This window comes from Pseudomonas sp. NA-150 (genome assembly GCF_044336365.1).
Lineage (GTDB): Bacteria > Pseudomonadota > Gammaproteobacteria > Pseudomonadales > Pseudomonadaceae > Aquipseudomonas.
Genome location: NZ_CP172305.1, coordinates 2,771,202 through 2,788,868, shown reverse-complemented (window position 1 = coordinate 2,788,868; position 17,667 = coordinate 2,771,202). Strand labels below are relative to the sequence as shown.

15 protein-coding genes are annotated in these 17,667 nt (G+C 58.0%); 10 read left to right on the top strand and 5 right to left on the bottom strand.

Translation table 11 applies throughout. The features are described 5' to 3' along the window. The first annotated feature begins 4 nt into the window (after positions 1-4). Genes ACF0H7_RS13345 through ACF0H7_RS13325 form a run of 5 tightly spaced genes read left to right on the top strand, consistent with a single transcriptional unit; the run spans position 5 to position 4,743 of the window. Complete coding sequence (locus tag ACF0H7_RS13345) at positions 5-730, top strand: TIGR03759 family integrating conjugative element protein (RefSeq protein WP_397453215.1); 726 nt, start codon at positions 5-7, stop codon at positions 728-730. Then, positions 727-1,272, top strand: coding sequence for a lytic transglycosylase domain-containing protein (locus ACF0H7_RS13340; protein WP_397453214.1), 546 nt, complete (start codon positions 727-729; stop codon positions 1,270-1,272). Before ACF0H7_RS13345 ends, ACF0H7_RS13340 begins: the two co-directional genes overlap by 4 nt. Next, positions 1,269-1,778 (top strand): integrating conjugative element protein, encoded by a 510-nt coding sequence (locus ACF0H7_RS13335; RefSeq protein ID WP_397453213.1) that lies wholly within the window; start codon positions 1,269-1,271, stop codon positions 1,776-1,778. The genes ACF0H7_RS13340 and ACF0H7_RS13335 overlap by 4 nt, the downstream gene beginning before the upstream one ends. 3 nt (positions 1,779-1,781) lie before the next feature. Continuing rightward, positions 1,782-3,941, top strand: a complete 2,160-nt coding sequence (traD, locus tag ACF0H7_RS13330) for a type IV conjugative transfer system coupling protein TraD (protein ID WP_397453212.1) — start codon at positions 1,782-1,784, stop codon at positions 3,939-3,941. A gap of 49 nt (positions 3,942-3,990) precedes the next feature. Continuing rightward, entirely contained in the window at positions 3,991-4,743 is a 753-nt protein-coding gene (locus ACF0H7_RS13325) for a TIGR03747 family integrating conjugative element membrane protein (RefSeq protein ID WP_397453211.1), read from the top strand. Positions 4,744-5,214: 471 nt separating this feature from the next. On the opposite strand, the gene ACF0H7_RS13320 is transcribed toward ACF0H7_RS13325, so the two are convergent. Next, positions 5,215-5,994 carry an IclR family transcriptional regulator gene (locus ACF0H7_RS13320; protein ID WP_397453210.1) on the bottom strand — a complete coding sequence of 260 codons (780 nt, stop codon included), beginning with the start codon at positions 5,992-5,994 and terminating at the stop codon, positions 5,215-5,217. A 361-nt stretch (positions 5,995-6,355) separates the two neighbouring features. Here ACF0H7_RS13320 and ACF0H7_RS13315 point away from each other — a divergent pair, with 361 nt between their 5' ends. From ACF0H7_RS13315 to ACF0H7_RS13295, 5 genes are all read left to right on the top strand, one after another. Next, positions 6,356-7,726, top strand: coding sequence for an aminotransferase (locus tag ACF0H7_RS13315; protein ID WP_397453209.1), 1,371 nt, complete (start codon positions 6,356-6,358; stop codon positions 7,724-7,726). Continuing rightward, the gene (locus ACF0H7_RS13310; RefSeq protein WP_397453208.1) at positions 7,723-8,877 is read left to right on the top strand and encodes an ABC transporter ATP-binding protein; all 1,155 of its coding nucleotides are present in this window, start codon (positions 7,723-7,725) and stop codon (positions 8,875-8,877) included. Before ACF0H7_RS13315 ends, ACF0H7_RS13310 begins: the two co-directional genes overlap by 4 nt. Before the next feature lie 84 nt (positions 8,878-8,961). Further along, the gene (locus ACF0H7_RS13305; protein ID WP_397453207.1) at positions 8,962-10,011 is read left to right on the top strand and encodes an ABC transporter substrate-binding protein; all 1,050 of its coding nucleotides are present in this window, start codon (positions 8,962-8,964) and stop codon (positions 10,009-10,011) included. Between the two features lie 19 nt (positions 10,012-10,030). Further along, positions 10,031-11,248: an ABC transporter permease gene (locus ACF0H7_RS13300; protein ID WP_397453206.1), complete on the top strand. Its 1,218-nt coding sequence runs from the start codon at positions 10,031-10,033 to the stop codon at positions 11,246-11,248. Beyond that, positions 11,248-12,048: an ABC transporter permease gene (locus tag ACF0H7_RS13295; protein ID WP_397453887.1), complete on the top strand. Its 801-nt coding sequence runs from the start codon at positions 11,248-11,250 to the stop codon at positions 12,046-12,048. Before ACF0H7_RS13300 ends, ACF0H7_RS13295 begins: the two co-directional genes overlap by 1 nt. 90 nt (positions 12,049-12,138) lie before the next feature. On the opposite strand, the gene ACF0H7_RS13290 is transcribed toward ACF0H7_RS13295, so the two are convergent. The 4 genes from ACF0H7_RS13290 to ACF0H7_RS13275 form a co-directional block, all read right to left on the bottom strand. Beyond that, positions 12,139-12,945: an IclR family transcriptional regulator gene (locus ACF0H7_RS13290; RefSeq protein ID WP_397453205.1), complete on the bottom strand. Its 807-nt coding sequence runs from the start codon at positions 12,943-12,945 to the stop codon at positions 12,139-12,141. A gap of 74 nt (positions 12,946-13,019) precedes the next feature. Beyond that, positions 13,020-14,360 (bottom strand): MFS transporter, encoded by a 1,341-nt coding sequence (locus ACF0H7_RS13285; protein ID WP_397453204.1) that lies wholly within the window; start codon positions 14,358-14,360, stop codon positions 13,020-13,022. Between the two features lie 62 nt (positions 14,361-14,422). Next, positions 14,423-16,015: a GMC family oxidoreductase gene (locus ACF0H7_RS13280; RefSeq protein ID WP_397453203.1), complete on the bottom strand. Its 1,593-nt coding sequence runs from the start codon at positions 16,013-16,015 to the stop codon at positions 14,423-14,425. A 28-nt stretch (positions 16,016-16,043) separates the two neighbouring features. Then, entirely contained in the window at positions 16,044-17,474 is a 1,431-nt protein-coding gene (locus tag ACF0H7_RS13275) for an NAD-dependent succinate-semialdehyde dehydrogenase (RefSeq protein WP_397453202.1), read from the bottom strand. Positions 17,475-17,667: the final 193 nt, after the last annotated feature.

Genomic DNA, 17,667 nt, shown 5'->3' with positions numbered 1-17,667 from the left:
CAGCATGAGATCACTCATTTTCAAAGCCATGTTTCTTGCGGGGATCATCACAGCTGCGTCAACGGCGATGGCCACCACGGAACGACTCATCAGCCAAAATACCCAGATCGAAAACAGCTCGATTGATGCACTGGCAACTCAGAAAGCCAGCCAATGGGGTCTCGACACCGCGGAGTGGGAGCACTTCCAGCAACTGATGCAAGGCCCATTGGGTATTCACTCCCCCAACCTCGACCCGCTGACTGCACTGGGCATTGAGGCAAAAACCGAGCAAGAGCGAACCCGGTACGCCGAGCTTCAGGTTCATATGGAAACCGCGCGGGTCACCAAACTGCTGGCTTATCAAAACGCCTACGATGAAGCCTATAAACGCCTGTATCCACAGATGCTGCCAGTCAATCTGGTCGGCACAGATTTGACGCCTCAAGCCTCTCCAGTCTCCGCTCCAGATCGCCTGGCCGTATTCGTAACGGCAGATTGTAAAACCTGTGCCGACAAGGTGAAGCAGCTTCAGCGCGACAACCAACGCTTTGATGTCTATCTGGTGGGCAGCCGGGGTAGCGATGACAGCATCCGCGCGTGGGCACTCACAGCTGGGATTTCACCCGACAAAGTTCACAGCCGTCAGATCACCCTCAATCATGACTCAGGCCGATGGACCCGCGTCGGTGGCAAGGGGGAATTTCCGGCGGTGCTCCGAGAGATCGGTGGCAAGTGGGTGCGGCAATGAATCGTCAGGCGTTGGCCCTGACAACAGGGTTGCTGGTGAGCCCAGTCCAGGCTGAAGTCCCTCCTCCGGCGTATCAACTCGCAACGCACGGCACGTCAGTTCCCAGCGAAGTCCTGTACGCGTTGGCTCTCCAGGAAAGCGGCATTTCCTTGCGCGGAAAGCTCGTGCCGTGGCCGTGGACTTTGAACGTGGCCACTGTCCCCTACCGTTTTCCCAACCGAAACTCAGCCTGCAGCGCGTTGTTGCAGGCCATTCATACAGTCGGTCCAAAGAGGGTCGACGCCGGCTTGGGCCAGCTCAACATCGGCTGGCAACGTCATCGTTTCGCTGAGCCCTGCGACGTGCTCGATCCCTATCTCAACCTCGCCCTGACTACCAAAGTTCTTTTGGAGCAAAAAGTATCAGGCACCGACTGGACCGAGGCAGCCGGACGTTATCACCGCCCCGCTGGTGGGTCGCCTGCAGCGCGCTACAGGGAAGGTTTCTCACGCCACCTCCAACGAGTAACCGCCACCTCCAACTCATCGGGAGACCGTCCATGAGATCACTTTTTGCCGTCCTTGCCCTGATCACGCCCCTACTGGCAAAGGCCGAGTTAATTGTCGTCGAAGACCTTGGCGGTGCTTCTGCGCTGCCGTATTACCGCGCACTGAATCTGCTGCCGGACAACGAGCCGTCGCCGCTCATGACGCTGCCACCAATCCCTGTCACGCCCTATGACGAAACAGACATGCTGCCGGTGAAATCCGAACGCCTCACGCCCGGTCCGGTGGTTAATCGAGCACTCAATGCATCGGGTCTGCAGCCACTGTTCTTGATCGGCGATGACCCGCTGTCACGTGAATGGCTAACTGCCCGAGGCGAGACCCTGCGCGAGCTAAATGCCGTCGGATTGGTGGTGAACGTAGAGAAACTAGAAGCTTTGAACGAGCTGCGCCAACTTGCAGATGGATTAGAGATTGCACCCGCATCCGGTGACCAGCTTGCCGAGATGATCGGCATCAGCCACTACCCGGTATTGATCACCTCCACCGGCATGGAGCAGTAACCCATGGCCCAGGATCACGTGATTGAGGCGTTGCTGCGCCCGGCCGTTGAGCTAAACAGCGTTGGTGTTTGCTTGATTGGCGCCTATCTCTCGCTGTTTGCCCCGTGGGCTTTGGCCCTGTCCCCACTGTATGGTCTGGCTGCTGCAGCTTTCTTTTTGGGGTTTGGCTGGATACGTCTGCGCCAGGCGTTGGGAGTGCTTCGGTACCGGCGCAACATTCGACGGCTGCCGCGCTACGTGATGACCAGCAAGGACGTGCCCGTCAGCAATCGGCGCCTGTTTATCGGTAAAGGCTTCAAGTGGGAGCAACGACACACCCAACGCTTGATGCAGACCTATCGCCCCGAGTTTCGCCGTTACGTTGAGCCCACCGCACTGTTCAAGGCGGCCAGGCAAATGGAAGAGCGCATGGAATATGCGCCCTTCCCGCTGAGCCTTATTCCCAAAGTAACCGCTTGGGACAACCCACTGAATCCTCTGCGTCCGCTGCCGCCTGTAGGTGGCGCGCCACGCATCCATGGTGTCGAGCCGGTCGAGGTCGAAGTGTCATTGCCGCTGGGTGAGCGTGTTGGCCACAGCCTGATTCTCGGGACCACACGCGTGGGTAAAACCCGCCTCGCCGAACTGTTCATCACCCAGGATATTCGGCGAGTCAAAAAGGTCGCCGGCGTTGACGAATTTGAACCTGTGATCGTGTTCGATCCAAAGGGCGATGCAGACCTGCTCAAGCGTATGTACGTGGAAGCCAAACGCGCAGGCCGCGAGGGAGAGTTCTACATCTTCCACCTTGGCTGGCCTGACATCTCCTCCCGGTACAACGCCGTGGGACGTTTCGGCCGTATCTCAGAAGTCGCCAGCCGAATCGCAGGTCAACTGTCCGGCGAAGGCAACAGCGCGGCCTTCCGCGAGTTCGCCTGGCGATTCGTCAACATCATCGCCAGGGCGCTGGTCGAACTGGGAATTCGCCCTGATTACATGAAAATTCAAATGCACGTCATCAACATCGACGCCTTGTTCATCGAGTACAGCGGTTATTACTTCGCGCGGCACGACACCAAAGCCTGGGACGTCATCGTGCAGATCGAGGCCGGCCTCAATGACAAGAACATCCCCTTCAACATGAAGGGCCGGCAAAAGCGTGTCATCGCCATCGATCAATACCTGTCGCAAACCCGGGTAGCGGACCCGGTTATGGATGGCCTGCGCTCAGCAGTGCGCTACGACAAGACTTACTTCGACAAGATCGTTGCCTCACTACTGCCGCTACTCGAGAAGCTCACCACTGGGCGCATGGCAGAGCTGATCTCGCCGGACTACACCGACCTCAACGATCCGCGGCCCATCTTCGACTGGATGCAGATAATTCGTAAACGCGCGATCGTTTACGTCGGGCTCGATGCCCTGTCAGATCCGGAGGTCGCAGCTGCAGTCGGCAATTCAATGTTCTCCGACCTCGTTTCTGTCGCTGGCCACATCTACAAATTCGGCATCGATGACGGGCTGCCTGGCGCCGGCAACGAGCAGAAAATCCCCATCAACCTGCATGCCGACGAATTCAACGAACTCATGGGTGACGAGTTCATCCCCATGATCAACAAAGGCGGCGGTGCCGGGATTCAGGTCAGCGCCTATACCCAGACCGCCAGCGACATCGAGGCCAAGATCGGCAACAAGGCCAAGGCTGGCCAAGTGATCGGTAACTTCAACAACCTGTTCATGCTCAGAGTGCGGGAGACTGCGACCGCCGAGCTGCTGACCAAACAACTGCCCAAGGTCGACATCTACACCACCACTCTGGTCAGCGGCGCCACGGACAGCTCAGACCCCACCGCCAAAACAGACTTCACCAGCAACACCCAGGACCGTGTCAGCTCCACCAGCGTGCCCCTCATTGAGCCCGCGCACATCGTCAGCCTCCCAAAAGGCCAGGCTTTCGCGCTGATCGAAGGTGGCAACCTCTGGAAAGTCCGCATGCCACTCCCCACCCCTGATCCGGACGAAGTGATGCCCAAAGACCTGCAAACCCTCGCCGAGAACATGCGCAAAAGCTACATCGATGGCGGCGGTGAATGGTGGACCGGTAGCGGTAGCGGTAGCCAGACGCTGGGACAGGAGCTGCCGGCAGATCTGCTGGATGACCAGGCTCGGGATCAAACACCCTGAATTATGACCCGTACCCTATCTCAACACCTACTTTACCGAGCGGACCTACATGACCACCTCCACTCAGACAGCTCAAACACAACAGCAACAAGTCCGCGAAAAAGGCCTGATCGCCCGCACCCTCACACTGCCCTTCGCATTCCTCGGCATCATGCTCGTCTCACTGCTGATCAGCATCCTGATGGAGTGGATCGGTCTCTATTTCTATTGGCCAGAACAGGGATGGCGCCACGCCCAGGGCATGCTCAACAACGAGCTGAAATGGATCTCGGACAGCTACGTGCAAAGCTTGATTCTGGAACAGCCGGCACAGGCTGCCAGAAACCTGATCAACCTGGTATATGAATGGGGGTTCGAAAAGACGGGGCTGATTGACTGGATAAACTACTCGGCTGCTCAATCCAGGATAAATGGGAGCCAGGGTGCCGGCGTGCATCGCTACCTCAGCTTGATGTACGTCTATGTCGAAGATTATGGGTTGGCGGCTGTGTATACCGTCCTGACGTTTCTTGCACGATTGGTCATTCTGACACTCACCACACCGCTGTTCTTGATGGCGGCCTTTACCGGAGTGGTGGATGGGTTGGTGCGACGGGATCTGCGGCGGTTTGGGGCTGGGCGGGAGTCTGGGTTTATCTATCACCGGGCGAAGATGCTGATCGTGCCGTTGATGGTTGCGCCTTGGGTTATCTATTTGGCTTTACCCATTAGTATCAGCCCAGTGCTAATTTTGCTGCCTTGTGCGGCCGCGCTGGGGTTGGTGGTGACTATTACAATGGGGAGTTTCAAAAAATACTTGTAGCGCGTGTTCACCATAAACCACGACACGTAAACTCCATCGTTCTTCAAATACGAAAACGATACCAACCCATCCATCATTGGTTGGCCTGATACAGCGATTTCTGCTGAACAATACTAACGACTCAAACGGAGATCCGAACAAGGGCTTCCGTTTGTGAAGTTGGTTGCCAGTCGCAGTGGCCAGGCCTAGGTCATGACCATCAGGCCAGTACCAAAACCACTGCTATAGCTTAACTCTCACTATGATCTGCAGTGCTCAGGCAAGCGCACGTAGCCCTGTCCGACTTCCGACCAAACCAGTTGGGTTTTGCTGCTCTAGGCTAGGCCCCCGGCCAGTCCATCGCTTGAAGGCTCGAGAGAATGTGCTGCCGCTAGCTTCGTCTGCTTTGTGTATTTTTCCATGCTGCCCCCAATGTTGATGTCCAACATTTGGGGTTCAGATCATATTCAAGTGGACACCATTTTTAGTGAGCTAAAACTCGCCCTTGAACCCCATATTCCAGGACGCTCGCAAGGCTGCCTTTTTTAAGGCGCGCACCTGCTCGGCGTCAACCTTCCGAGAGATGTTCTGTACGGTCGCGACCAGCGCCACAGTACCGATGAACTCTTCATTGATGCCCAATATCGGGGCGGCGATGGCAGAAATCCCCAGTGTTTCTTCCTCAATTGCAGACGCCCACCCTTGGGCTCTTGCCTCGCTGACCTGATGCGAAAGCTGGACGCGATCTACCACGGTAAAGGGTGTAATCGCCGGCAGCTCGGTACCGGGTAATTGATCCACACTCAACTGCTTGGCGAACGCCAGCGCCACCTTGCCCTGAGCGTTGCAATGCAGTTGCAGCTCTGTGCCAGTGCGTACGCCGATTTCAAGGGTGGATTTACCCAACTGGGTTTCCACTACCAACAAGCGGCGTCCCTGAAGCACCGAGAGCACCACTGACAATCCAAGCTCATCACGCAGATCCCGGATGGCGTCAGACGATGCGCTTAGCAGATCAATGCCACTGGCAGCGACCTGACCAAGCACATAGGCCTGTATGCCCAATCGGTAACGTGATGTCTGCGAGTTTTGACTCAGATAACCGCGCTCGACCAGAGTTTTCAGGTGACGAAACACTGATCCCTTGGTGGTGCCAAGCTGTGCTGCCAGCTCGCTGACACCGATCTCCTCACTGGAACCCGCCACCCGTTCCAGCACATCGAGTGCCAATTGAACCGACCTGACCCCGCCTTTACCCGCATCGTCACTCATGTTTAATCCCATTCAGACAGTTCATCCGGGCCCATGCCGATCGGACAAGCTTTGTACTGCAATAAAAACACAGTGTTCGCGTAGGCGAAACGATACATCTGAATATCTATCAGCTACAAGCTTCATATCGGAAACCAATCTACGCCAGCGTTTTCAGCCTTCGACTTTGCACAGAGTTTATTTAACTCCTTGATTTACATATAAATGTTCTTGAGATGATCATCAGATCACACATCATGGTTCTCTCACAGAAATAATATTCTTATCAGCGAAACACAAAACATTTGACGACCGCCCTCATTCGTCGTAAAAATGAAACCACGTACCGCATACGCATACGAACTTTTAAGAGGATGACATCATGACCGCTCGTGGTTCGGATCTGGCCAAGCGAGATATCGCCCACCACCTCCACCCGCAAACGAACCTGCGCCTGCATGAGCAGCAAGGTCCGCTGATGATGGAGCGCGGCGAAGGCATCTACGTGTTCGATGAGCAAGGCCAGCGCTACATCGAGGGCATGTCAGGTTTGTGGTGTGCGACGCTGGGGTTCAGCCAGCCACGCCTGGCAGAAGCTGCCTTCGCGCAGATGCTCAAGCTGCCTTATCAACAGACGTTTGCGCACCGCAGCCACGGTCCCGCCGCAGAACTGGCAGCCGAGTTGATTGCACATGCACCTGCTGGTCTGGACAAGGCGATGTTTCAAAGTTCGGGTTCGGAAGCGATCGACACGGCAATCAAACTGGTTCGCTACTACCACACCGCCATCGGTAAACCGGAAAAGCATCGCCTGATCGCCCGTGAGCGCAGTTACCACGGCACCACCCTGGCAGCCGCCAGCCTCACCGGCTTGCCGAACATGCACAAAGGCTGGGGCGAGCAACTGGTCGATGTCATTCACGTGCGCTGTCCGCACCTGTACCGCCAGGGCTGGCCGGGCGAGAGCGAAGAGACTTTTTCCACGCGTCTGGCCGAGGAGTTGGAGCAGACCATTCTCGACGCAGGTCCAGACACCATCGGCGCCTTCTTCGCCGAGCCGGTAATGGGCACCGGCGGTGTCATCCTGCCGCCGTCCGGTTACTTCGCCAAGGTCCAGGCGGTACTGCGCAAGTACGACATACTCATGGTGGCCGACGAGGTGATTTGCGGTTTCGGTCGAACCGGACATTATTGGGGTTGCCAGGCGATGGGCATTGAGCCGGACATGCTGACCTGTGCCAAGGGTTTGTCCGCTGCGTTCCAGCCGATCTCCGCACTACTGGTCAGCGACCGGATATATCAGGTCATTGCCGACCAGAGCAACGCACTGGGCGGCCTCGGTCATGGCTATACCTATGGCGGTCATCCGGTTGCTGCCGCCGTGGCGCTGGAAGCCCTGCGCATGTATGACGAGATGGACATCGTTGCTCACGTCGCCGAAATTTCTCGTGCATTTCAAGCAGGCGTGAGGGCATTTGCCGATCACCCTCTGGTGGGCGAAGCGCGCGGCATTGGCCTGATGGCGGCGCTAGAACTTGTCGCCAACAAACAGACACGCCAACCCTTCGCGCCGGAGCTGAAAGTAGCCGCCCAGGTCAGCAACATCCTGCAGCGCAACGGCATACTGCTGCGAGCACTGGGTGACACGCTGGTCATGGCGCCGCCGCTTATCATCGATGCCGATCAGATTCAGACTATTCTCAAGGCGGTGGCCCAGGCGCTCGATGAAGTCCTCGCAGGTATCCGGCCATGACCGCACACTCCAGCCGCGTTCTGCCCAGGGTCCCCATGCCATTACCCGACAACATCGCCGCACCAGAGCAAGCCGGCCCTGTGTTAGCTCGTTTCGAAGCAGTACACAAGACCTACGACGAACGCAATTGGGTGGTCGACAATCTAGACTTGAACATCCACCAAGGGGAGTTTCTTTCCCTGCTCGGCCCCAGCGGGTCGGGCAAGACTACGACGCTGATGATGCTTGCAGGCTTCGACGCGCCAGACCGCGGACGGATACTCATGGACGGCCAGGACATCAGCAAACTGCCGGCCTACAAACGCGACATGGGCGTGGTGTTTCAGAGCTACGCGTTGTTTCCACACATGAGCGTTGCCGAGAACGTAGCGTTCCCCCTCAACCTGCGCAAAGTACCCGCCACCGAGTCAAGGACCCGGGTCACTGAAGCGCTTGCACTGGCACGTTTGGAAGGCTTTGAAGATCGTAACCCCGGTCAGTTGTCGGGTGGGCAACAACAACGTGTCGCACTCGCCCGCGCGCTGGTCTATCGCCCGCGCATCTTGCTAATGGACGAACCCTTGGGTGCACTCGACAAGGCACTGCGCGGGCACATGCAGTTGGAGCTTAAGGCTATCCACAAACAGCTGGGCATCACCTTCGTTTACGTCACTCACGACCAGGACGAGGCCATGACCATGTCTGATCGAGTGGCAGTCTTTAACGAGGGCAAGATTGCACAGATCGACCGCCCGGAAACCATCTACAACCGACCTTCGACCCGCTTCGTCGCCAACTTCCTGGGTGAAACCAACGTCCTGGAAGGCACCCTGGTCGGACTCAATGGCACCCACGCGCAGATCCTGCTGACAGAAGACGGTTCGATCCACGAAGCGCCCTGTGCTGATCGCGAAATGGTGGTGGGTCATCCGGCCGCCTTGGCGATTCGCCCGGAGAATTTGCGCATGGCACTCCCCGGCGAAGCAGCGGTTCAGGCGTGCGTCGTGGACAGCATCTTTCACGGTGCCCACTGCAAGCTGCGCCTGCGCATGGCCAAAGGCTGCGAGCTGTCGATGACCTACAACCCTGGAAGCCTGGGCCGTGCATCACCGCAACCAGGTGAGAGCGTGTCGCTGGCGCTGCCCTGTGCACAGGCCATGATTTTGCGCTGAACGCACCCCAAAAAATAACAATTAAGTCGACCTGTTGCGCTACTGCTGCCGACCACAACCCTATCAAAGGCTGGGAGTCACATCATGTTCAAACCATGCTCCGTTCGTAGTTTCACCTTCGTCTTGTGCGGGCTCGCCCTGCTTCAGGGAACCGCTCAGGCCAGAGACCTGACCGTTGCGTCCTGGGGCGGCGCCTATCAGGATGTGCAGCGCAAGATCTTCTTCGAACCCTACAGTCAGGTTAGTGGCAACAAGGTCATCGACGACAGCTGGGACGGTGGTATCGGCCTTCTGAGGACTCACTCCGAGGGCGCAGACAGCGGTTGGGACGTGGTCCAGGTGGAAGCCGAAGACCTGCAACTGGGTTGCGGTGAAGGCCTGTTCGTTTCGATGGATTTCAAACGCATCGGCGGCAAGGACAATTACATCTCCAGCGCAGTCAGCGAATGCGGTGTGGGCAGCGCGGTATACAACTTCGTGCTGGGTTATGACACCAGCAAGCTGACCCGTGCACCAAAGGACTGGACTGATTTCTTCGACACCAAAACCTTCCCCGGCAAACGCGCCTTGCGCCAGGGTCCCAAAGGCAATCTGGAAATCGCACTGATGGCCGACGGTGTCGCGCCAGCCGATGTCTACAAGACCCTCAATACCCCTGGCGGCGTGGAGCGTGCGTTCAAGAAGCTCGACACTATCAAGAGCCAGCTACTGTTCTGGAAAGCTGGCGGTCAACCTATGCAACTGCTGGCCTCGGGCGAAGTCAGCATGACTACCTCCTATAACGGCCGGGTGACTAACGCCATCCGCCAGGACCACAAGCCTTTCGGGCTGGTCTGGAACCAGTCTTTGCAGACCATGGACAGTTGGGTGATCCTCGCCAACTCGCCGAACGTTGAGAAGGCTTACAGCCTGCTAGACATCATGGGTAAGGCAGAAAACCAGAAGAAATGGCCGAGCCTGCAACCGACCGGTATCACCTCGGTTAAAGGCATCGCCCAAACCGATCCTGCGGCTCTTGCCGACTCACCCAGCGCACCGCAGAACAGCGCCAACGTGCTGGTGCTCAACGACAAGTTCTGGGTCGATCGCATCGACGAACTAAATGCCAAGTGGACCGCCTGGTCGGCCCAGTGATCCAGATCGAGTAAACGACATGAGCGCTATCGTTCTTAACGCCTCAGCTCCGGTGGTTGCCCGCAAAGATCGCGGCGCACTGTTGCGCGCCTACGGCCTGTTGGCGCCACTAGTGGTGTTTCTCATCCTGACCTTCGTCGGCCCGATCGGCACATTGCTGTGGCGTGCGGTCGCCGACAGCGAGCTGCCCCAAGCCATGCCCGCCACCGCCAGGGCGGTGGCGGACTGGGACGGAATTTCTGTCCCTGACGAGCGTTTGTTCAAACCGCTGATACAGGACCTCAAAGTAGTGGCGCCCCGTGACCTGGCTGCAGCGGCACGCCGCCTGGCCTACGAGGCTCCGGCACTGCGCAGCTTGCTGATGGAGGCCAAACGCGATGCAGACAACCTAGAAGGCAGTACGTCAGACATGCAAAAGCTCGATCCGCGCTGGCTGGAGAATGCCACTTGGCAAACCTTCAAACGCGCGTCAGGCCCTGTCGGGACTTACCACCTGTTGTCGGCAGTCGACATGAAACACGATTACCAACAAGGTCTGGTGGCCAAGGATGAAGCCGGTTTATACCGGGCCATCCTCGGGCGCACCTTCGGTATTGCGGCGGTCACCACGCTGGTCTGTGTACTGCTGGCCTTTCCGCTGTGCGTGTTTCTCGACCGCCGAACGCCAAAGACCCGCAACGTGCTGCTGTTGATGATCCTGTTGCCGTTCTGGACTTCGATCCTGGTCCGCACCACGGCGTGGATGGTGTTGCTGCAGGACGAAGGGGTCGTCAATGCCGCACTGCTGAAACTGGGCTTAATCAACAGCCCGCTACACCTGCTCTACAACCGTTTCGGGGTGATTCTGGCTCTGGTCCACGTGATGCTGCCGTTCATGGTTTTCCCGCTACTGGCGGCCATGTCCAGTTGCAATCGGTTGCTGGTGCAAGCCGCTTACTCAATGGGTGCCCGGCCATTTCGGGTGTTCTTTCAAGTGTATCTGCCGCAGGTGCTACCGGGGCTGGCTGCCGGTGCCTTGATGGTGTTCATCGTCACCCTGGGCTTCTACATCACGCCGGCATTGCTCGGTGGCCCGGCGGATCAGATGATCAGCTTCTATATCGCGCAATTCACCACCGGCACGTTGAACTGGGGCCTGGCCTCGGCACTGGGACTGGTGCTGTTGATCGTGACCACCCTGCTCTACTTGATTCAGGCGCACCTTGCTCGTCGCGGTACCACAGGAGCAAACCGATGATCCGTAATCCCAATAGTGGACCCATGGCCTGGTTCGGTAACCTGGGGCTGTCACTCAGTGGTTGCCTGGTGCTGGCATTCCTCCTGCTACCGATCCTGATCGTATTGCCGCTGTCGTTCAGTGACAGTCGTTATATGTCGCTGCCGCTGGGGCATTTCACCCTGCATTGGTACGAGGACTTCTTCGCCTCCTCGCAATGGCTCGGCGCCTTGTTCAACAGTTTTGCCATCGCTCTGACCAGCACCGTGTTGGCCGTGGTGCTGGGCGGACTGGCGGCACTCGGGCTGCGCCATCCGGCAATGCCTGGAAAACGCATCATCGAAGTACTGTTGATTGCGCCGATGATCGTCCCGGCGGTCATTGTCGGGGTGGGTATGTACTTCGTGTTTTCCAATGCCGGACTGACCCGAACCTATTTAGGTCTGATCCTGGCGCACACCACGTTGGCGGTGCCGTTCGTGGTGGTTAACGTAGGCTCTGCGTTGGGTGGTCTGAATCAACGTTTGCTGTGGGCGGCCGCCAGTATGGGCGCCACCCCATGGGTCACCCTGCGCAAAGTGACTTTGCCTTTGATCTCGCCAGGGCTGGTTTCCGGGGCGCTGTTCGCCTTCGCTACTTCGCTGGATGAAGTGGTTGTGACGTTGTTCCTGGCAGGCCCGGATCAACGTACCCTGCCCCGTGAGATGTTCACCACTGCCCGCGAAGCCCTCAGCCCGGTACTGCTTTCGGCAGCCACCATCATGGTGTTGTTTGCGACCCTGCTGCTGGTGCTGTCGCGCTACCTCACCCGGCGTAAATAGCGGCGAACCGTTTCTCTTGCTGTAACAGCCGACTTGCCGACGATAGCGATGAACACGCTATCGCCTGTGAGCCGGCTTGCTGTTGAAAACTCAGGATCGCGAGCGCTGATAGGTACCCGCATGCAACCGCTCGCTGATTTCCGCCGCTGCCGATTGCAGTTCACGCAACATCGCTGGAGGCGGTGGCGACGGAATCGCCGCACTGGGCCCGACGACGCCGATGGTTCCGACGATCACGTCGTTCTCACGGAAAATCGGACAACACAGCGCGTTGATACCCATGGTCACTTCGCTATCGGCATCGTCATACAGACGTTGACGGATCAGCTCCAGGCGCTGTGCCAACTGTTCGGGATCGTGCAGAGTGCGCTCGGTCAGCTGAGGCATCTTGCGACGCATGACCCGCTGCTGACTGACTGCATCGGCAAACGCCAGTACCGTCCGCCCTTGAGCCGAACAGTACGGCAACACACGGTTACCCGGCTTGACCGAAATACATACATTGGCTTTGGATTCGACGCAGGAAACCACAAGCGCGGTGTCATGGGTGGCCACTGCCAACAGCGCAGTCTGGCCGGTGGCATCGCGGATACGCGTCAGATAAGGGTCGGCGATGGCACGCAGATCGAACTGCTGGCCGGCTGCCTCACCATAGGCCACCAGACGAGCGCCGAGCAGGTATTTCTCACTGACTGGGTCTTGTTCGAGAATACCGAGCTGCCGCATCGACGCCAGATGCCGATAGGTCCTCGGCTTGGCGGTCTGCAGCAGTTGCGCCAACTCTGTCACCCCCAGAGGGCGGCGAGCGGCAGTCAATTCATCGAGCAAACGGAATACCATTTCCACCGATTCCAGCAGCGCAGGACCGGTGGCGGGCTTTTCGTCATCTTTGTCCAAGAGGTCACCTCAAGTCGATAACTGGAAAAGCCCGATTGTATCGCCTGCCGAAACACTTGTGTTGTTCTGCGATATTAAATAACGGAAGGCTCAGGCAACCGGGAAACCAGCCTGGCTGTAGGAGGCTTAATTGAAAACATCACCCAGGCACCCAACAACGTCATCGCAGCCAGAACATACAAACCGTATTCCAGATGACCGCTGCTCTGTTTGACCCAACCCATCATGAACGGGCTGGCATAACCGCCCAGATTGCCGACCGTGGCAATCAGGGCAATACCCGCCGCCGCTGCGGTGCCGGTCAGCAGCACCCCGGGAAGCGCCCACAGCACGCAGAAACCGGCCAGACCGCCAGACATTGCCAGGCTCAGCCCCGCCAACGACAGCACTGGCTGATCATGAAAGTAAGCCGCTAACGCCAGGCCGAACGCAGAAGCCAGATTGCACAAGGTTCCGTGCCAGCGTCTTTCACGCATCCTGTCGGAGTGTCGACTGACGAACACCATGCAGACCGATGCAACCGCGAACGGGATGGCTGCCACCAGCCCAGTCTGGGTCAGGCTTTTTACGCCCAGGCCCTGAACGATCTGCGGCAACCAGAATGACACCCCGTACGTACCGCACAGCAAGGCAAAGTTCACATAGATCAGGCACCACAGCCCTCTATTGACGAAGGCAGCGCGGACGTTGTGGCTGGCACCCGCTGCTTCCTGCTGCTGTCGTTGCGCAGCCAATTGCTGCACCACACGCTCGTTCTGCTCCGGGGTCAGCCAATGGACTTTTCCGGGCCGGTCATCGAGATAGAAGAATACCGCAACACCCAGAATCACCGCCGGCAGCCCTTCCAGTAAAAACAACCACTGCCAACCGGCCATGCCGGCTACCCCCGCAAAGGTCTGCATGATCCAGCCTGACAGCGGACTGCCCAGAACTCCCGCCATGGCAATACCAAGGTTGAACCAGGCCATGCCTTGCGAACGCGCATAGGACGGAAACCAGTAGGTCATGTAAAGCACCACACCTGGATAAAACCCTGCCTCAGCCATGCCCAACAGAAAGCGCATGACATAGAACGCTGTTGGCGTTTTGACGAACATTATGGAGATCGACAGCAGCCCCCACGTCACCATGATCCGGGTGATCCAGAATCGTGCACCCACGCGCTGGAGCATCATGTTGCTGGGGATCTCGCACAGGCAGTAACCAATGAAGAACACGCCCGCACCGAAACCAAAAGCCAGATCGCTCAAGCCAATATCGGCCGACATCTGCAACTTGGCAAAGCCGACGTTCACTCGATCCAGAAAGGCCACTACGTACAAGACAAAAAGAAACGGCAGCAGGCGCCAGGCGATCCGGTTATAGAGCGCACAGTCCTGCTCGTTGTTGAAGGTATCGCGGGATATGAGGTTCATCGCTGTACTCTTGTCATTATTGTGCATGCGAAGAAGCGCCATACGGCGCAGGGTTTGACGAGTCAGGCTATGGCGTACCCCAGAATGAAATCGGCACAACGCTCGCCGATCATGATGCTCGGGGCATTGGTGTTGCCGCTGACGATGGTGGGCATGATCGAAGCGTCGGCAACCCGCAGGCCACGAATACCGTGCACTCGCAGGTCAGGCCCGACTACTGCATTGGCATCCAGCCCCATGCGACAGGTCCCGACGGGATGAAACACTGTCTTGGCGACACTGCGCACATAGTCCTCGAAGACCTGATCCGAAACATCGTCGTGATCCGGGAGCAACAGCATATTTTCCACCAAGCTAGCCATCGCAGGTGCCCGCAGAATGCGCCGGGCGAATTTCACACCGGCGACCAGGGTGCGCAGGTCGTACTCATCACTCAGGTAGTTGGCCTTCAGCGACACCTCCGCCATCGGATCGGCGTTTGTCAGGCGTAGACGACCACGTGAACGCGGCCTCAATACGCAGGGATTGACCGAGATACCGTGCCCACCCGGCGGTAGTCGATCGATATCACCCACCAGGGCTGGTACGACGTGGAATTGCACATCGGGGCGCCCACAACCGGTGGCATCGACGAAGGCGCCGCTCTCGACCACATTGGAGCTGAGCAACCCTGAGCGGTTCGCCAGGTATTTGAGCCCATGACCCAACGCAAGCAGCCCTCGATCATGCCCAAGCAGGCTGACCGGTCTGCGAGTCTGGGCGTAGACCGATGCACTCAGATGATCCTGAAAGTTTTCGCCAACCCCTGGAGAGTGGAAACGCGTGGGAATCCCCATCGCCTGCAGATGCGACTGCGGTCCGATGCCCGACAACATCAACAACTTGGGCGAAGCAATCGCCCCGGCACTGATAATGACTTCTGCGCGAGCGGAGAATTTGATCGCAACACCCTCTCGCCCCAACGCCTGTACCCCCACCACTCGCCCGGCGTCGAACAGCAGTTGGGTGACGTGGGTATCGGTCAGCACCTTGAGCTTCGGGTTATTACGCAGCGGCCGCAGATAAGTCACCGACGAACTGGCACGTCGACCTTGCGACGTCGTGGTCTGATAAAAGCCGGCGCCCTCTTGCCGGACTCCGTTGAAATCATCCGTCTCGGGTATGCCAGCCTCTACCGCCGCCTGCACGAATGCCTGGCTTAATGGATGCCGATGCCGCGGATCACTGACTTTCAGTGGCCCTTCCTGACCATGCAACAAACCGCTCAACCGGGTGTTTGACTCGCAGCGCCGAAACACCGGCAAGACGTCCTGCCAACCCCAGCCGGGACAGCCAGATGCTTGCCAATGATCGTAATCCTCAGCCTGGCCGCGAATGTAAATCATCGCGTTGACTGAACTGCCACCCCCCAGGGTCCGGCCCTGAGGAATGTAGACCTGACGCTGGTTGACAAAGGGCTCAGGCTCGGTGCGGTACATCCAGGTGCGCTTCGAGCCATGAACCCGGATGAAGGTGCCGGGTATGTGAATGTAGGGGTGATTGTCGGCAGGTCCGGCTTCAAGCAACAGTACGTGCTTGCCCGCGCTCGTCAGCCGTGCGCTCAGCGCACAGCCAGCGGAACCGGCTCCGACAACAATATAATCGAAGTTTTCCATTGTTATTGCTCTCGGCGTGCAACGTCTATCAGCCGATCTGGCTGACGAATTTGGTGGTGAAGTAAGCATCCAGCCCTTCGCTGCCACCTTCGCTGCCATAGCCACTGTCCTTGACACCGCCAAACGGCGTTTCCGGCGCAGCCAGGCCAAAGTGGTTGATAGAAACCATGCCTGACTCCAGTTCGTCGGCCAGCAGGGTGGCGCGCTGGATCGAGCGAGTGAAGGCGAACGCCGCCAGACCGAACGACAAGCCATTGGCTTTCTCGATCACTTCTTCAACGGTGTCGAAGCGGACGATCGAGGCAATTGGCCCAAACGGTTCTTCGCTCATCACCCGCGCGCTTTCCGGCACATCGGTCAGCACGGTGGCCGGATAAAAGAAGCCTGCGCGGTCAGCACTCTTTCCACCCAAGGCCAGTTGAGCGCCCATGGCCAACGCGTCATCGACATACTCCTGCACGGCTGCTACGCGGCGAGGATTGGCAAGCGGCCCCAATTGAGTGGAGGCATCATGACCGTCACCCATTTTGATCGCTGCACCGGCCTGACAGAACGCCTCGACGAACTGCTCATAAACGGTTGACTGCACATAGAAACGCGTAGGTGATGCACAGATCTGCCCTCCGTTGCGAAACTTCAGGCCGGCGCCAAGCGCTGCCACGGCTTTCACGTCCACGTCATCGCAGACAATGAACGGCGCATGCCCGCCCAATTCCAGCGTACAGCGCTTCAGGTATTGTCCAGCCAACGCACCCAGTGCTCGCCCAACTGGCACAGAACCCGTGAAGGACACTTTGCGAATCACCTCGGAGCGGATCAGGTAGTCAGAAACTTCAGCAGGGACACCAAACACCAGGTTCAGCACCCCATCAGGCACGCCGGCATCCTGAAAGGCGCGGCACAACTCGATGCATGACGAAGGAGTTTCTTCGGGCCCTTTGGCAATGATCGAGCACCCGGCCGCCAAAGCACCGGCAATTTTGCGTACCAGTTGGCTGACTGGAAAATTCCACGGACTGAACGCCGCCACTGGACCCACGGGCTCACGCAGGACGGTTTGCCGGACACCGCGGGCCCGTGGCGGAATCACCCGGCCGTATGCACGACGCCCTTCCTCTGCATACCAATCAATGTGGTCACCTGCACCCAATGCCTCCAGTTTGGCTTCCGCCAGTGGCTTGCCTTGCTCCTGGGTGATCAGAGCCGCGATTTCGTCCGAGCGCTGGCGAACCAGATCAGCGGCCCTGCGCAGGACTTTCGATCTTTCGTAAGCCGACGTCTTGCGCCACACCTGAAAGCCGCGCTGCGCAGCCCTCAGTGCACGATCCAAATCGTCCTTTGATGCCAGGCCGAGCTTGGCGATCAGCTCGCCGGTGGCGGGATTGAAGACATCCGCCTGGCGCTCGTGGGTGCCGCTGGACCATTGACCGTCAATCAACAGGGATTCGATAACTCGCATGTACAGGCCCCTTCGGGAATTGAATGCATTCGGTTTCATTGAGAGAAATAGTATTTCTCTAGAGAGCACAATCCTAGGTTTCAAAAAGAGTCGATGTCAAGGCAAAAAAGACACTTGACCGTCTCTGAAAGGGAGGCGTAGCTTTGTCTTACAGAGAAATACTATTCTTACATACGAAACAAAGGAATCGATC

Excerpts from the sequence above, each read along its gene's own strand:
- ACF0H7_RS13345 (WP_397453215.1), top strand. The coding sequence starts at position 5 with ATGAGATCACTCATTTTCAAAGCCATGTTTCTTGCGGGGATCATCACA.
- ACF0H7_RS13340 (WP_397453214.1), top strand. The coding sequence starts at position 727 with ATGAATCGTCAGGCGTTGGCCCTGACAACAGGGTTGCTGGTGAGCCCA.
- ACF0H7_RS13335 (WP_397453213.1), top strand. The coding sequence starts at position 1,269 with ATGAGATCACTTTTTGCCGTCCTTGCCCTGATCACGCCCCTACTGGCA.
- traD (WP_397453212.1), top strand. The coding sequence starts at position 1,782 with ATGGCCCAGGATCACGTGATTGAGGCGTTGCTGCGCCCGGCCGTTGAG.
- ACF0H7_RS13325 (WP_397453211.1), top strand. The coding sequence starts at position 3,991 with ATGACCACCTCCACTCAGACAGCTCAAACACAACAGCAACAAGTCCGC.
- ACF0H7_RS13320 (WP_397453210.1), bottom strand. The coding sequence starts at position 5,994 with ATGAGTGACGATGCGGGTAAAGGCGGGGTCAGGTCGGTTCAATTGGCA.
- ACF0H7_RS13315 (WP_397453209.1), top strand. The coding sequence starts at position 6,356 with ATGACCGCTCGTGGTTCGGATCTGGCCAAGCGAGATATCGCCCACCAC.
- ACF0H7_RS13310 (WP_397453208.1), top strand. The coding sequence starts at position 7,723 with ATGACCGCACACTCCAGCCGCGTTCTGCCCAGGGTCCCCATGCCATTA.
- ACF0H7_RS13305 (WP_397453207.1), top strand. The coding sequence starts at position 8,962 with ATGTTCAAACCATGCTCCGTTCGTAGTTTCACCTTCGTCTTGTGCGGG.
- ACF0H7_RS13300 (WP_397453206.1), top strand. The coding sequence starts at position 10,031 with ATGAGCGCTATCGTTCTTAACGCCTCAGCTCCGGTGGTTGCCCGCAAA.
- ACF0H7_RS13285 (WP_397453204.1), bottom strand. The coding sequence starts at position 14,360 with ATGAACCTCATATCCCGCGATACCTTCAACAACGAGCAGGACTGTGCG.
- ACF0H7_RS13280 (WP_397453203.1), bottom strand. The coding sequence starts at position 16,015 with ATGGAAAACTTCGATTATATTGTTGTCGGAGCCGGTTCCGCTGGCTGT.
- ACF0H7_RS13275 (WP_397453202.1), bottom strand. The coding sequence starts at position 17,474 with ATGCGAGTTATCGAATCCCTGTTGATTGACGGTCAATGGTCCAGCGGC.